We start from the raw sequence: 14,756 nt of genomic DNA on the forward strand, positions 1-14,756 counted from the left end.
AATGCCTGACTATGACTATATCCGCGAAGGGGACGCGATCTATGAGCGTTCCTTTGCGATCATCCGCAGCGAAGCCGATCTCCAACGTTTCCCTGAAGCCGAGGCCGATGTCGCCGTCCGCATGATTCATGCCTGCGGGCTGGTTGAAGCGGCAGAACATTTTCTCTTCTCTCCCGATTTCGTCGCATCCGCCCGCAAGGCGCTGACTGACGGTGCACCGATTTTCTGCGACGCGGAGATGGTCGCCCGCGGCGTCACCCGCGCCCGCCTGCCGGCCGCCAACGAAGTGATCTGCACCTTGCAGGACCCGCGCACGGCGGAGATCGCCAAGTCCATTGGCAACACGCGCTCGGCCGCAGCCATGCATCTTTGGACAGACCGCCTCGCCGGCTCGGTCGTTGCGATCGGCAACGCGCCGACGGCCCTCTTCCACCTTCTCGAAATGCTGCGCGATGGCGCGCCGAAGCCGGCTGCCATCATCGGCATGCCCGTCGGTTTCGTCGGCGCGGCGGAATCGAAGGATGCGCTTGCCGAAAACTCCTACGGCGTTCCCTTTGCCATCGTGCGCGGCCGGCTAGGCGGCAGTGCCATGACGGCAGCCGCCCTCAATGCGCTTGCGAGGCCTGGTCTATGAGTGCGCCGTCCAATGGAAACCTGATCGGCGTCGGCACCGGTCCTGGCGATCCGGAACTGCTGACGGTCAAGGCCGTCAAGGCTCTCGACCGTGCCGATGTTGTCGCTTACTTCGCCAAGCAGGGTAGAGGTGGCAATGGGAAAGCCATCGTCGGCGATCTGCTGAAGGCGGACGTAACGCTGCTGCCGCTCTACTATCCCGTCACGACCGAGATCGACAAGGACGCGCCGGAATATCTCCGTCAGATCACCGCCTTCTATGACGCCTCAGCCGAGATGGTGGCGGCGCACCTTCGCGAAGGAAAGACGGTTGCCGTACTCAGTGAGGGCGATCCGCTCTTCTATGGCTCCTACATGCATCTGCATGTGCGCCTTGCCGATCGCTTCCCCACTGAAGTCATCCCGGGCGTGACAGCCATGTCCGGCTGCTGGTCTCTCGCCGGCTTGCCAATGGTGCAGGGAGACGACATTCTCTCCGTGCTGCCGGGAACGATGGCGGAGGCCGAACTAACCCGCCGCCTGGGCGATACACAGGCTGCCGTGATCATGAAGGTCGGCCGCAATCTGCCAAAAATCCGCCGCGCGCTCGATGCCGCCGGCCGGCTGGAGGAAGCGATCTATGTCGAGCGCGGCACGATGGCGAATGGCGCCATGACGCCTCTCACCAGCCGCAACGATGCCGAAGCGCCCTATTTCTCCCTTGTGCTAGTTCCTGGCTGGGAAAGCAGGCCATGAGCGGGCGTCTTTATGTGATCGGCACAGGCCCCGGCAATCCCGCGCAGACGACGCCGGAGGCACTTGCTGCCGTGGCGGATGCTCATGAATTTTACGGTTACGGCCCCTATCTCGACCGCCTGACGTTGCGCAGCGATCAAATACGCCAGGCATCCGACAATCGAGAGGAGCTGGACCGCGCCAAGGTGGCGCTGCAGCGGGCGGCAGCCGGCCTCAATGTCTGCGTTGTTTCCGGCGGCGATCCCGGTGTTTTTGCCATGGCGGCCGCCGTTTGCGAGGCGATCGATCATGGTCCGCTTGAATGGCGGACGGTAGACCTTATCGTCGTGCCGGGTATCACGGCCATGCTTGCCGTTGCGGCTCGCATTGGCGCTCCCCTTGGACACGATTTCTGCGCAATCTCGCTTTCGGACAACCTGAAGCCCTGGCCGCTGATCGAGAGTCGCCTCCGCGTCGTTGCCGAAGCGGGCTTTGTGATCGCGCTCTACAATCCGATCAGCAAGGCGCGGCCCTGGCAGCTTGGCAAAGCCTTCGAAATCCTGAGCGCCGTGCTGCCCGGTGAAACACCTGTCATCTTCGGTCGGGCCGCCGGTCGTCCCGACGAGCGCATGACAGTGGCTCGGCTCGCCGATGCCGAGGCCTCGCAGGCGGATATGGCGACCTGCGTCATCATCGGCTCGGCCGAGACACGCGTCATTGCCCGCGAGGGACGCCCGGATCTGGTCTATACGCCGCGCTTCATCAGGGAAGAGACGAAATGATCGATCCGATCGAGTGCAGCGTCTACCGTTTCGACCACCGGCAACCCGGCGGTCTCCGCGCGCTCGACCATGATCACCTTGATTCCGAGCTGCCTTGCCGCCTCTATCTTCCCGTAGGTCGCGTCACCGCCGCTGTTCTTGGCGACGACCGCCTCGATTCCATGCCGTTGCAGCATCTCCAACTCGTTCTCCAGGCGGAACGGACCGCGGCTGTGGATGTAGCTGACGTCAGGCACGGTCAGCGGCGGCTCAACGGGATCGACGCTGCGGACCCAGTAATGATGCTGCGGCGCCGCGTTCGCCTGATGCGCCTCCTGCCGGCCAGTCGCAAGGAAGACACGCAAAGGCTTGGCGCCAAGTGTAGCGATGGCTTGCGAAACGCTATGTACGGAAAGCCAGTCATCGCCTTCGACCGGCACCCACGCCGGACGGCGCAACGCAAAGGCCGCCACAGCGCATTGAGCAGCCGCCTGCGCGGCATTGGCGGAGATGCGAGCCGCGAAGGGATGGGTGGCATCGACCACCAGATCGATCTTTTCATCGCTGACATAGCGGGCAAGCCCCTCCGCTCCGCCGAAACCGCCACTGCGCATCGGAACAGGCTGCGGCGCCGGATCGGCGGTTCGTCCGGCAAGCGACAGAACAATGTCGAGATCAGTGCGCGGGGCAAGCGCCGCCGCCAGCGCTCGGGCCTCGGTCGTGCCGCCGAGGATCAGAATGCGGACCTTGCCCATGGCTGAGACACCTTCAATTCAACGCTGGCTTACTCTTATCGGCATCGGCGAAGACGGTCCAGCCGGCATCGGCGACGACGCCAAGCGGCAGATCGCTGACGCGCCGTCGGTCTTCGGTGGTGTACGCCACATCGAGTTGATGAGGTCACTGATAACAGGCGAAACCCATCAATGGCTTTCGCCATTCGAAAAATCCGTTGAAGCGGTTCTTGCCCGGCGCGGAGAACCGACAGTGGTTCTCGCCTCTGGCGATCCCTTTTTCTACGGCGTCGGCGCGACACTTTCGCGGCACATTCCGGCCGCTGAAATGACCGTTGTCCCAGCACCTTCCTCCTTCAGCCTTGCCGCGTCGCGCCTCGGCTGGCCCCTGCAGGAGACGACGGTTCTCTCGCTCCATGGCCGGTCCATCGACTTGATCCGGCCGCACCTGCATTCGGGCCGCAAGATCCTGGCGCTGACATCCGATGGCAAAGGCCCCGCCGAATTGGCCGCCCTGCTGCGCAGCTCTGGTTTCGGTCCGTCAGAACTGACGGTTCTGGAAGCGCTTGGCGGCCCATACGAAAAAGTCTCCCGGGAAACTGCGGCTAGCTTTAGCCTCTCCGGCATCAACAATCTGAACATCTGCGGCGTCGAGGTCAAGGCGGAAGCCGGCGCGCGGATTTTGCCGCTAAGCGCAGGCCTCGCCGACGAGCTTTTTGAACATGACGGCCAGATCACCAAGCGGGAGATCCGCGCGATGACGCTATCCGCGCTGGCGCCACGTTATGGTGAGCTGCTCTGGGATATCGGTGCCGGCTCCGGCTCGATCGGCATCGAATGGATGCTGGCCGATCCGTCACTGCGCGTCATTGCCATTGAGGCTTCCGTTGAACGCGCCGCTCGAATCCGCCGAAACGCAGAGAATTTCGGTGTACCGGGCCTGACCGTTGTCGAAGGCGAGGCGCCGGCTGCTCTTACCGGCCTGCCGGCACCGGATGCGATCTTCATCGGCGGTGGCGGCAGCGATGCCGGCGTGCTGGAGGCCGCCATCGGCCAATTGAAAAGCGGCGGCAGGCTGGTCGCCAATGCCGTCACGACCGAAATGGAAGTCCTTCTGTTGGCCGAACAGGCACGCCGCGGCGGCTCGCTGATCCGTATCGACATTGCGCGCGCCGCACCTGTCGGCCGCATGACCGGCTGGCGGCCGGCCATGCCGGTGACGCAATGGTCTTGGATCAAGCCATAATTGAGAATGAGGTAGAGTGATGACAGTGCATTTCATTGGCGCAGGCCCAGGCGCCGCCGACCTGATCACGGTGCGCGGCCGCGACCTGATCGGCAAATGCCCGGTCTGCCTCTATGCCGGCTCGATTGTCTCGCCGGAACTGCTGCAATATTGCCCACCCGGCGCCCGCATCATCGATACGGCGCCGATGTCGCTTGACGAGATAGAGGCCGAATACCTGAAAGCCAATGCAGCGGGCGAGGATGTCGCGCGCCTGCATTCGGGCGATCTCTCGGTCTGGAGCGCGGTTGCCGAACAGATCCGCCGGCTGGAGCAGCATGGCATCGACTATACGCTGACCCCAGGCGTTCCCGCTTTCGCAGCCGCAGCTTCGGCGCTCGGCCGCGAACTGACCATACCAGCCCTCGCCCAAAGCCTAGTTCTGACCCGCGTTTCCGGTCGGGCCTCGCCGATGCCGAACAATGAGACGCTAGCGAAATTCGGCGCGACCGGCGCGACGCTCGCGATCCATCTGGCCATCCATGCACTCAAGGAAGTCGTCGAGGATCTGACGCCGCTTTACGGCACGGACTGCCCGGTTGCGATCGTCGTCAAGGCATCCTGGCCTGATGAGCGGATTATCCGGGGCACGCTTGCCACGATTGAGGCAAAGGTAGCAGCGGAGCCGATCGAGCGCACCGCATTGATCTTCGTCGGCCCGTCGCTCGCCGCTAGTGATTTCCGCGAAAGCTCGCTCTACGATCCCACCTATCAGCGTCGTTTCCGTGGCCGCCAATAACGCCGGACACCGTTGCAAATCCCCTCGAAATTTCCTCTAGTCGATCGCGGCACGCCGTTGGGGAAAAGAGGATCAGGAAATGCAGCGCATTACCATCACCATCGATGACGATCTTCTGGAGACGATCGACAAGATCAGCGTGCAGCGCGGCTATGCAAGCCGCTCGGAAACCTTGCGCGATCTCGTGCGCGATGCCGTGACCCGCACGCAGCCGACCATAGATGGCGAAGCGCGATGCTACGCGGCCCTTGCCTACGTCTATGAACACGAGACCCGCGACCTGTCGCGCCGGCTGACGACGGCGCAACACGATCACCACGATCTTTCAGTCTCGACGCTTCATGTTCATATCGATGGGCAAGATTGCCTCGAAGTCTCCGTGCTGAAGGGTAAGGTGGACGAGATAAAGACCTTTGCCGACAGCGTCGTGACGCAGCGCGGCGTACGCTTCGGGAACTTGCACATCATTCCATCCGACGACGGCGCAGACCACCCCGAATCCCATTCGCATGACTGAGTGGACGGCAAGTTGCCCGCGGACTACCCAGTCAGAGCTGATGACATAGGAGATACTCCTTGAGAGCGGCAACCAAAACCAGGCGGCTTCAACAGGGCCAGTGATGCCGGCGGCGCCCAGCATCGGCTTCAGCGCCGATCCGGGTCATGCCTTCCGGGCGGTAAGCACGGTCAAACCGAAGTTGTCGCTCACCACATAAGATTCCGTCAGGCCTTGACGAAGGACGATGAAGCATAAATGTCTTCCCATCACGGCAAATGGGGGAAGCGATGAAGATACTCGGCATATCGGGCAGCCTGCGTAAAGGCTCCTTCAACACGGCCCTGCTGCACGCGGCCGTCGAATTGGCACCAAGCGGCGTCGAGCTGATCGCCCGCACCATCCATGGCGTGCCGCTTTACGATGCCGATCTCGAGGCTGCGGATGGCATTCCGGAAAAAGTACAGGAACTCAAGGACCTCGCCATTTCAGCCGATGGGCTGATCCTGTTTACGCCGGAATACAACAATTCGCTTCCGGGCGTTTTCAAGAACGCAATCGACTGGATGAGCCGGCCTTCTACAGACATCGCTCAGGTTTTCGGCGGAAAGCCGATCGCCGTCCTCGGAGCTTCGCCGGGCAATTTCGGTACCATCCTCAGCCAGAACGCCTGGTTGACGGTGTTGCGCACGCTCGGCGCCGAAGCCTGGTTCGGCGGTCGGCTCATGGTGTCACGTGCCGGCAGTGTCTTTGATGCCCATGGCGCAATCGTCGACGAGAAAGTGAAGCACAATCTTGCGGCTTTCATCGATGGCTTCACGACCTTCGTCGCGGATCGCAAAAAGGACTGATGCGTGGCTCTGCGGATGGACCGGACCGCAAACATGGAGCCTATGATTGAACCGATGAATGACCTAATGTGAATGTGGTGCCGGGTCCCGGCGCCTCCGGGGCCCCGCACATCTTCTTCCTTCGAAAGCCATGAAATCCAATAGTACCGGTTACGTCTTCACGCTGTTGGCAATCAGCATATTCGCCATACAGGACGGCATCTCCAAGCACCTTGTCAGCGCCTACCCGCCGCTTCTGGTGGCGATGATCCGCTATTGGGCTTTCATGCTTTTCGCCATCGCAATGGCTTCGCGCGCGCCTGGCGGCTTGCGGCGCAACGTCAGGACCAAACGCCCTGTCCTACAGATTGCCCGGGGCTTGCTGCTCGCCGCGCAGATCGTCGTCGCCATCTCGTCCTTCGTCGTCGTCGGCCTTGCCCATTCTCAGGCGATCTTTTCATCCGGTCCGCTGATGGTGGCCTTGCTGTCGATCCCCATCCTCGGCGAGAAGGTCGGCTGGCGGCGATGGCTGGCGATCTGTTTCGGTTTCTTCGGCGTGCTGTTGATCCTGAAGCCGGAAAGCGGCGTCTTCGATGCGCGCTTCCTGGTGCCGCTCTTCGGCGCATTGCTATTTTCGCTTTACGTCGTCCTGACACGCTATGTCAGCCGCGAAGACGGCGCCATGACCAGCTTTTTCTATACGGGCGTGGTGGGCGCGATCGCCATGACCTGCATCGGGCCGTTCTTCTGGACACCGCTTGCGCCCCATGACTGGATCTTCATGGGCATTCTTTGCCTGACCGGTGTTTCAAGCCATTATTTCCTCATCCGAGCCTACGATATGCTGGACGCGGTGGTGATCCAGCCGCTGACCTATCTGCAGCTCGTCTTTTCCGCCATTATCGGTGTCATGATATTCGGCGAAAAGTTGAGCGCGCCCATGATCTTAGGCGCGCTCATCGTTGTTGCGGCGGGCATGTTCACGATCTGGCGCGAACATGCGCTGGCGAGAACCCGGCTCAAGACCGGCAAGAGACCGGCGGGCTAAGCATCCACCTGGGCGCGCGGCTGCACCTCGGTGTAGTAGCTCACATATTTCTGCCGGTAGCGCTCCGTTCCACCGAAATCGCTATAGCGCGGCAGTTCCGACATGTCGGTCTTGTTGAGGATCACACCGAGGATGCGCGAGTTGATCTGCGGCTCCTGCTCGAGAACATCACGCACCAGATTGGTCGGCGTTGCGCCCCATTCGGTCACCAACAGGAAGGCATCGACCTGCGGCGCGAAGGCCTTTGCATCGATGACAGGACCAAGCGGCGCAAGATCGACGATGATGTAGTCGAACATCTTGCGGGCATTTTCCATCAGATGCTGCATGCCCTGCGAGGACAGAAGCTCGCTGGTGTGCAGCAGATGATCACGCACGGCGACCGGAAGAATGGCAAGCTTGGTGCGCGGGTCGACCTTCACGGCATTCGTCCAGGGCACCTCGCCAAGCACAGCCTCGATCAGGCCTGCCTGCGGCGGCGTCTTCAGCGTCCGGCTGAGGCCCGGATTGCGCAAGTCGGCGTCGATGAGAAGCGTGCGCTTGCCGCTGCTCGCGAGCAGGGCGGCAAAATTGGCAGCCGTCGTTGACTTGCCTTCGCCCGGCAGTGCCGAGACGACGCCGATGACACGGTCGGCACGGCCTTGCAGCATCACGTCGCTGGCGAGTTTCGCATTCCTCAAGGTCTCGGCGAAGATCGAGCGCGGCGCTTCGACGGAGATGCGCATTATGCGCTCGAAGGCGACGCCGTTTTCTCCCTCTTCCGCCGTTATCGGCTCCGCTCCGGCATCGGCCCTGCGCGACTTCTTCTTGCTCTTGCTCTTGCTCTGCTGACCGAGCAGCGGCAGATAGCCCAGGAATTTCAAACCGAGAGCAGCCCGCACGTCGGCCTCGACGCGGAAGTAACGGTCGCGGAACTCCTGGAATGCGGCTACACCGCAGCCGACCATCAGACCGAGGATGACCGAGAGCGCCATGACGAGCGTCTTCTTCGGGCTGGACGGCGCAGTGGGCACGCCGGCCACCGAAATGACGCGGGCCTTGGCGATGGGGAACGAGCGCTGCTGGGTCGCCTGCTCGAAGCGGCCGAGATAGGACTCGTAAAGCGTCTTCAGCGCCGATGCCTTCTGGTTCAGCTCATTCAGGTGAACCAACGACTTGTTGGCCTCGGAATTCTTGCCGACGACCTTGTCGATGCTTTCGCGCAGCGATTCCGCCCGCGACTGAGCGACATCATACTCGTTCTTGTAGCTGGCGGTGAGCTGCTGAAGGACCTGATAGATCTGCCGGGTGATATCCTGCCGCTCGGCCTTGAGCGCGACTGCCTGCGGATGATCGGCGCCGAAATTCTGCGTGACATCCTGTTCGCGCTTTTCGACGGCGAGATAGCGCGTCTTTAGATCCTGCAGCACCGAATTGTCGGTCGAGCTCGACGAGATGGTCGCGTTCTTGACCGCATTGTCAGGGCCCTGGTCGATGATCGACTTGTATTGATTGTAGCGGGCGGCGGCGCTGGCCGTGTCGGCCTGGGCGATGATCAGCTGCTTGTTGAGGTCGGAAATCTGCTGTTCCGACATCAGTTCGCCGCCGGTTGACGTCAGGCCATTGTCCGCCTTGTATTTCTCGACTTCCAGCGAAGCCTCCTGAGCGCGCTGGCGCAAGTCGTTCAAGCGTTCCTGTAACCAGACGGAAGCGCGTTCGGTTGCATCGAAATTGGCGTTCAGCTGGTCGGTCAGATAAGCGTCGGCATAAGCGCTCGTAACCTTGGCGGCGAGACGCTTGTCCGTCGAACTGAAGGAGACGGCTACGACCGAGCTGCGCGTGACGCGTTCGACCTTCAGATTATCCTGCAGAACGGCAGCAACCTTCTGGCGCTGGGCTTCCCGCTGTTCCTCGGGCGTCATAGGTGGGCGGCCAGGTGTGAAGACGCTGACGATCAGGCTAACGCCGGATTTGAGCAAGGCCGCCGGAGATACGGGCGGATTGAGCAGGGTATTGTTGTCCGCGAGGCCCGCTGTGTCGACGACACGCAACGCCATCTCGTTCGATTTGAGGATTTCGACAGCGCTGGCGATCTCCATGTCCGCCTGCTGGCTGCTTGCCGCCGGCGGCTGATCCTCGGCATATTTCGTCATGGTTTCGTCGAGCAATATCTGCGTCATCGACGTATAGCTCGAGGTGGCCGTCAACAGATAGACGACGGCCAGGATGACAAAGGCGGCCACGGCGAAAATGATGGTGCGGATGCGCCGGACCACGACGGCCATCAGCCGATCGAGATCGATAAAGCTATCCTGCGACTCCGCTTGCGGAAGAGCGCTGTGGAAAGTGAAGTTCTTCTGATGCATGGCGACCACCTTGTCGGAGAAGCCCGAATGAACAATAGCCATGGCCCGCGGCCTTACCGGCCGCAGGCCACAATGTGAACAGGCTTAAGCGGCGGTCATCTGCGCTTCGTGCGAGACGACCATGTTGCGGATCGAGTCATAGACCAAGCTGCCGATATCGGAGCGAGCGAGCGCGAAGGCGACGTTCGCTTCGATGAAGCCGTGCTTGGACCCGCAGTCGAACGTGCGTCCGTTATAGACCTGGGCATGGAAGGTCTGCGTCTCGGAAAGGCGCAGCATGCCGTCGGTCAGCTGGATCTCATTGCCGGCGCCGCGCTCCTGACGGGCCAGAATGTCGAAAATCTCGGGCTGCAGAATATAACGGCCATTGAGGTAAAAGTTTGAAGGCGCCTCGGACGGATGCGGCTTCTCGACCATTTTGGTCACGGCGAAGCCATGCCGCACGGACTCGCCCTTGCCGATAATGCCGTATTTCGAGGTTTCTTCCGGAGCGCATTCCTCGACGGCGACGATGTTGCCGCCGGTCTCATTATAGAGGTCCATCAAGCCGGCCATGCAGCCGCGAATGCCGTAGCAGAGCATGTCAGGCAGAAGCAGCGCGAATGGCTCGTTGCCGATCAGATCGCGGGCACACCAGACAGCGTGGCCGAGGCCGAGCGGAGCCTGCTGGCGGGTGAAGCTGACAGCGCCCGGCCGCGGCAGGAGGCGTTCCAGCTCGCTGACCTGGTGGCTCTTGCCTGCCCTTTGCAGCGAAGAAATCAGCTCCGGCGTGTCGTCGAAATGGTCTTCGATCGCCGATTTGTTGCGGCTGGTGACGAAGACGATGTGCTCGATGCCGGCTTCGATGGCTTCATCGACGGCATATTGCACGACCGGACGATCAACGATCGTCAGCATCTCCTTTGGCATCGCCTTGGTGGCGGGCAGGAAGCGCGTTCCATTGCCGGCAACCGGGATGACTGCTTTTCTCACACGACGTTTGGGGTCCATGGCTCTATCCTTTGTTAGAGTGAGGGCCTGCGCCCATGTTGGGCAGGGGGGAGGAAAGTTGGGAGGTAGGCGACGGCTGGCGACCGCTCCGCAGAGATGCGGCCAACCGACGAAAACGCGCAAAGATCGGCATGCTGAGATGGCGCACCGCCCGCGGGTTGAGGCATGCGATCTTGAGCATCGCCTGCAATTCACGTTCCTTGATGCTGTCGACCAGCTTCAGGAACGCGATGACGTCCTTCAGATTGCGCGTGCGTCGCCGCTGTGCGGCAAGAGCAGCAGCCCCGAAGGGATGTTCGGCGAAGAATCTGGTGTCTGCGGCAAGCATGGCTTCGACATGGTCTTGCCTGAGAACACGCGAGATCGATCCATCGCGAATGTAATACAAGTAGCCTACGGTCGGCTCGACGACGCAGAGGCCGCCACGAGCGAGCGCGGAAGCCAGGAAAATGTAATCCTCGCCAATCCGCAGGGTTTCATCGAAGCGCAGGCGATGCTTCTCGACGAAGGCTCGCTCGAAGACCGGCTTCATATAGCCGAAATTGTGCTCGGACTGGAAAATCATGTTGGAGGCGATGAACTTTGCCAGCGTCAGCGTCGGCATGCGTGCCAGCATCGCCTCGGGGAACATCGGCAGCATCGTGCCCACGTCCTCGCGGATGACGTCGAGATTGTCGACCGCGATCTGCGCCTCGGCCTTTTCCGCCCTGGCGATCAGGCGGGCCATGCGGTCCGGACGCAGGGCATCATCAGAATCGAGCACGGCCACCCAGCGGCCCCGGGCCGCATCGAGCCCGGCATTGCGGGCAGCGCCCGGGCCACCATTGCGGGCCATGGCGACGAGTCGTACGCGCGGATCGGGATGGTTGCCGGCGATCTCGCGCGTGCCGTCCGTCGAGCAATCGTCGACGACGATGACTTCCATGCTGACGGCACCTTGCGCCAGCGCGCTGTCTATGGCGCGCTCGAGCGTTTCCTCGGCATTATAGGCAGCAATGACGAAGCTGACATCGGGGATGAAATCCGTCATTGCGGTGCCTTCTCCAGATTTCCGTATTGTTCTATTTCGCGAACTCCGAAGAGGCCGCTGACGACGCCGGCATGCATGATGCCGCGCAGGCCATAGCGATGGCGCTTGATGGGCGATGCCGAGAGCAACGCCGCGGCAACGAAGCAATAGGCAGATTTCGTGCCTGCAAGCGCGATCGCGCGCCAGCGCCCGAAGCCACCCCTGGCTTCCAGCAGCATGCGACCATGCGTCTGCCCCATGCGATACCGGCGCTTCGAGAGCCAGGAGACGGTTGCCCGACCGTTGGGAACGGGTTCGTAGACCAGCGCATCCGCGGCATAGGCGATCCTGCCGCCCGCCTTGTGCATATGGGTGAAGAACTCGGTATCTTCGCCGCCGCTGCGCCCGAGCGCGATATTGAAACGCCGCCCGGCAAGCGAAGGCGCGCCGCGGCGCAGCAATACATTGCAGGTGTAGCCGGTCAGGATTTCTCCCGCGACCCAGACCGGCAGAGTCGAATGGAAATCGCCCTGCTGCATCCATGCCGGAGCGACATTCGCGTAAACCGCCTGCACGGGACCGAGAACGGCATCGGCGCCGGTCGTGTCGGCCATGATGAGCATTTCCGTCAACCAGTCTTCCGAAGCAGTCTCGTCATCATCGATGAAGGCAAGGAAATCGCCGCTTGCATGATCGAGGCAGGCATTGCGGGCAATCGAGATGTTCGATGCCGGGCAATGGACATAGACGATCTCGAAGGGTACGGCCGAACGCATGGCGTCGACACGGCCCCGCGCGCTCGGCGTCACATCATTGTCGGCGACGATGATCCGGATGACCGCACCCGTGGGGACGTTGAGCACGGCAAGCGACAGCAGCGTCTGATCGAGCTCTGCCCGCCGATAGGTGCAGACCGCTATGTCGATCTTAATGGGGCGTCGATGGACTTGTGTCATGACGCGACCCTGCGATTGCGGAAGCTGAAAACTTCCATCCAGAAGCCCATGGACCAGGCGAAATGCATGACCATGGCGGAAATTGCGGCCAGGGGGCCGTAGGGGTTCTTCTGGCCGAGAGCGATCCAGAAACCGTAGGCGATGCAGGCCACAGCCCACAGACCAACCGGAATAACCGCAATCCAGTTAAGGACCGCCAGGAAGGCACCGATGAAAATTGGCACGACCGCAAGCGGCAGCATCTGGCGCAGGCTCGGCATGCTGCGATGCTTGAGAATATTGCGCGCGCGGCCGCGGCCATAACCGAGATATTGCTTGAAGAGCGTCGGGACGCTGGAGCGCGGATAGTAGGTCATGGCAGTCTTGTCCGTCAGCCAGATCCGATACCCCGCCTTGTTCAGCCGATAATCCAGCTCGGCATCCTCGTTATGGCTAAAGGTTTCGTCGTAGCCGCCGACGGCACGGAAGGCGGCAATGCGCATCAGCGCATGATGCCCATGCTCCGCCCAATGGCCCTTGGCTCCTTCGCGATGTTTGGAGCCGCCATTGCCGAGCTTGGAGTTCTGCGCGACGGCCGTTGCCTTCTGGAAGGCGCTGAAACCCATTGTGCGCATAGCAACGACGACGGAATCCGCGCCCGTCGCACCGGCCTCTTGCACCAGCGTCTGGCAGTAATCGTCGGGATAATCGCCATGGGCGTCGATGCGGATGAAATACTCGTAATCGTCACCGAAAGTCTCGAGGGCGAGATTGATAGCCGCACTCTGCAACCGCTTCGGATTGTCGAGCAACAGAATGCGCGGATCTCTCTCGGCTATATGCCGCACGATCTCGCGCGTGCGATCGGTGCTGCCGCCATCAGCCACCACGATCCGGGCATCGAGTTCGTCGAGAGCCCGCGCGAGCTTCTCGATCAGCGGCTCGATATGCTTTTCCTCGTTGAGGCAAGGAATAACGATTATGCAGCGCATGTCCCCAGAGCTTTCAGTCGTCATTGCAATCCACCTCTATTGCGATGCAGTTGTGGGAGGGCCTGTACTTCGGCAATCTGCTCATTGGCGTGCGTCAGCGACGCCAGCCGCTGCACCAGCCCCTGACAGTCGGCGCGATCCATCATCCATTGCTTGCGATCCTGGGAAGCCACCGCCTCGAAGGCGTCGAGATAACACCTCGTGTCCATCTCACCCAAAAGCGCCGTCAGATGTTCGGCATCGGCCTGGTCGAGCGTAAGCCCGATCTTTCGGCTGGCAAGAAATCTTGCCGTCTCCGTATCCTTGATCGCAATCGGCACAGCGCCATAAAGACCGCCTTCATAGAGGCGGTTCGGCAGCAGCCAGTTGGAGTTCAAGCCTTCTTCGAAAAAATCGATCGCCCAGGAGAATTGGACTTCGCCATAGATCGCCGAAAGATCCTCGGGATTCTTGTAGGCGCCGGCAAAATGCATGAAGGGTGCATCGCGGACGGTGCGATCGAAGTCCTCGAACTCGGAGTAGGCCGGGCGACCCCGCAGGACGATCTCGAAACGGCCCTCCATCCGCCGCGAGAATTGATCGAGCAAGGCCAAGGACTTGCGGCAGCGAAGAGCGCCGAACCAGCCTATCTTCCAGGGCTTGCCCGCAGCCGGCGGTCTTGCTGTCGATGCGATGGCGCGCGCCGCAGGTTCAAGCGCCAGCACCTTGTTTTCGAGCAGCATGACCGGCACATGCAGCCCGGAGCGCGGGCGGAAATAACGTTCGATGAAGGCTGGCGAACTGGTCACCAGCAATGCCGCCTGCGAACCGAAATGGCGTTCCGCACTGCGAAGCGCGCTGCCCACGACATCGTCGCGCAGCAATAGCCGGTGGATATCGAGGCATTCATAGACAACAGGCATATCACCGCCAAAAATGGACTTGGCGCGATGGGCCAGCGCCAGCATTTCGAGATTGCGGCCGATGATGATGTCCGGCCTTGCGACCGAGCGCAGCGCACCACGCAGTTTCGCCGCCGATTTGGCCACCGCCGCGATGCGCTGCGCAAACTGAGCATCCCGCGTCTTGCCGAGCTCGATCGGCTCGACACCCTGGATGGCAGCCAGCGCATTGTCATCGCGCCGGAACCCCGCGAGCGTCACGAGTGCCCCGCCGGCCTGCAGCATCAGCACCCGCCTGCGCACAGCCGGGTCGGCAAGATCATGGACGAAATACAGTATATGCAGCATCAAAATTTCCGCTTTT

General features: G+C 61.6%; 15 protein-coding genes. 8 read left to right on the plus strand and 7 right to left on the minus strand.

Annotation, left to right across the window (positions count from 1 at the left end; all coding sequences use genetic code 11):
- The first annotated feature begins 1 nt into the window (after position 1).
- The 3 genes from AC13RC_RS13860 to AC13RC_RS13870 are packed head-to-tail and all read left to right on the plus strand — an operon-like array spanning position 2 to position 2,129.
- Positions 2-634: a precorrin-8X methylmutase gene (locus AC13RC_RS13860; RefSeq protein WP_488557467.1), complete on the plus strand. Its 633-nt coding sequence runs from the start codon at positions 2-4 to the stop codon at positions 632-634.
- The gene (locus tag AC13RC_RS13865) at positions 631-1,368 is read left to right on the plus strand and encodes a precorrin-2 C(20)-methyltransferase (RefSeq protein WP_488557468.1); all 738 of its coding nucleotides are present in this window, start codon (positions 631-633) and stop codon (positions 1,366-1,368) included. The genes AC13RC_RS13860 and AC13RC_RS13865 overlap by 4 nt, the downstream gene beginning before the upstream one ends.
- Positions 1,365-2,129 carry a precorrin-3B C(17)-methyltransferase gene (locus AC13RC_RS13870; RefSeq protein WP_488557469.1) on the plus strand — a complete coding sequence of 255 codons (765 nt, stop codon included), beginning with the start codon at positions 1,365-1,367 and terminating at the stop codon, positions 2,127-2,129. Before AC13RC_RS13865 ends, AC13RC_RS13870 begins: the two co-directional genes overlap by 4 nt.
- On the opposite strand, the gene AC13RC_RS13875 is transcribed toward AC13RC_RS13870, so the two are convergent.
- Positions 2,093-2,863: a cobalt-precorrin-6A reductase gene (locus AC13RC_RS13875; protein ID WP_488557470.1), complete on the minus strand. Its 771-nt coding sequence runs from the start codon at positions 2,861-2,863 to the stop codon at positions 2,093-2,095. The genes AC13RC_RS13870 and AC13RC_RS13875 overlap by 37 nt on opposite strands.
- On the opposite strand from AC13RC_RS13875, the gene cbiE reads away from it, so the two are divergent.
- The 5 genes from cbiE to AC13RC_RS13900 all read left to right on the plus strand — a co-directional run bounded on the left by cbiE (position 2,847) and on the right by AC13RC_RS13900 (position 7,240).
- Complete coding sequence (gene cbiE / locus AC13RC_RS13880) at positions 2,847-4,088, plus strand: precorrin-6y C5,15-methyltransferase (decarboxylating) subunit CbiE (protein ID WP_488557471.1); 1,242 nt, start codon at positions 2,847-2,849, stop codon at positions 4,086-4,088. The genes AC13RC_RS13875 and cbiE overlap by 17 nt on opposite strands.
- Positions 4,089-4,107: 19 nt before the next feature.
- Entirely contained in the window at positions 4,108-4,866 is a 759-nt protein-coding gene (cobM, locus tag AC13RC_RS13885; RefSeq protein WP_183808931.1) for a precorrin-4 C(11)-methyltransferase, read from the plus strand.
- Between the two features lie 79 nt (positions 4,867-4,945).
- The gene (nikR, locus tag AC13RC_RS13890) at positions 4,946-5,383 is read left to right on the plus strand and encodes a nickel-responsive transcriptional regulator NikR (protein WP_152093179.1); all 438 of its coding nucleotides are present in this window, start codon (positions 4,946-4,948) and stop codon (positions 5,381-5,383) included.
- Positions 5,384-5,652: 269 nt separating this feature from the next.
- Positions 5,653-6,213 (plus strand): NADPH-dependent FMN reductase, encoded by a 561-nt coding sequence (locus AC13RC_RS13895; RefSeq protein WP_152093178.1) that lies wholly within the window; start codon positions 5,653-5,655, stop codon positions 6,211-6,213.
- 130 nt (positions 6,214-6,343) lie between these two features.
- A complete protein-coding gene (locus AC13RC_RS13900) occupies positions 6,344-7,240 on the plus strand; it encodes a DMT family transporter (protein WP_488557472.1) in 897 nt (298 codons plus the stop codon).
- Here AC13RC_RS13900 and AC13RC_RS13905 read toward each other — a convergent pair.
- The 6 genes from AC13RC_RS13905 to AC13RC_RS13930 all read right to left on the minus strand — a co-directional run bounded on the left by AC13RC_RS13905 (position 7,237) and on the right by AC13RC_RS13930 (position 14,740).
- Positions 7,237-9,585, minus strand: coding sequence for a polysaccharide biosynthesis tyrosine autokinase (locus AC13RC_RS13905; RefSeq protein WP_113351040.1), 2,349 nt, complete (start codon positions 9,583-9,585; stop codon positions 7,237-7,239). The genes AC13RC_RS13900 and AC13RC_RS13905 overlap by 4 nt on opposite strands.
- An 84-nt stretch (positions 9,586-9,669) precedes the next feature.
- Complete coding sequence (gene galU / locus AC13RC_RS13910) at positions 9,670-10,575, minus strand: UTP--glucose-1-phosphate uridylyltransferase GalU (RefSeq protein WP_069610329.1); 906 nt, start codon at positions 10,573-10,575, stop codon at positions 9,670-9,672.
- A gap of 4 nt (positions 10,576-10,579) precedes the next feature.
- Positions 10,580-11,605 (minus strand): glycosyltransferase family 2 protein, encoded by a 1,026-nt coding sequence (locus AC13RC_RS13915; protein WP_488557473.1) that lies wholly within the window; start codon positions 11,603-11,605, stop codon positions 10,580-10,582.
- Positions 11,602-12,540, minus strand: coding sequence for a glycosyltransferase family 2 protein (locus AC13RC_RS13920; RefSeq protein ID WP_095437072.1), 939 nt, complete (start codon positions 12,538-12,540; stop codon positions 11,602-11,604). The genes AC13RC_RS13915 and AC13RC_RS13920 overlap by 4 nt, the downstream gene beginning before the upstream one ends.
- Entirely contained in the window at positions 12,537-13,535 is a 999-nt protein-coding gene (locus tag AC13RC_RS13925) for a glycosyltransferase family 2 protein (protein ID WP_488557474.1), read from the minus strand. The genes AC13RC_RS13920 and AC13RC_RS13925 overlap by 4 nt, the downstream gene beginning before the upstream one ends.
- Positions 13,532-14,740 carry a glycosyltransferase family protein gene (locus AC13RC_RS13930; RefSeq protein WP_488557475.1) on the minus strand — a complete coding sequence of 403 codons (1,209 nt, stop codon included), beginning with the start codon at positions 14,738-14,740 and terminating at the stop codon, positions 13,532-13,534. Before AC13RC_RS13930 ends, AC13RC_RS13925 begins: the two co-directional genes overlap by 4 nt.
- Between the last annotated feature and the right edge of the window lie 16 nt (positions 14,741-14,756).

This window comes from Martinezella sp. CNPSo 3890, assembly GCF_057784455.1.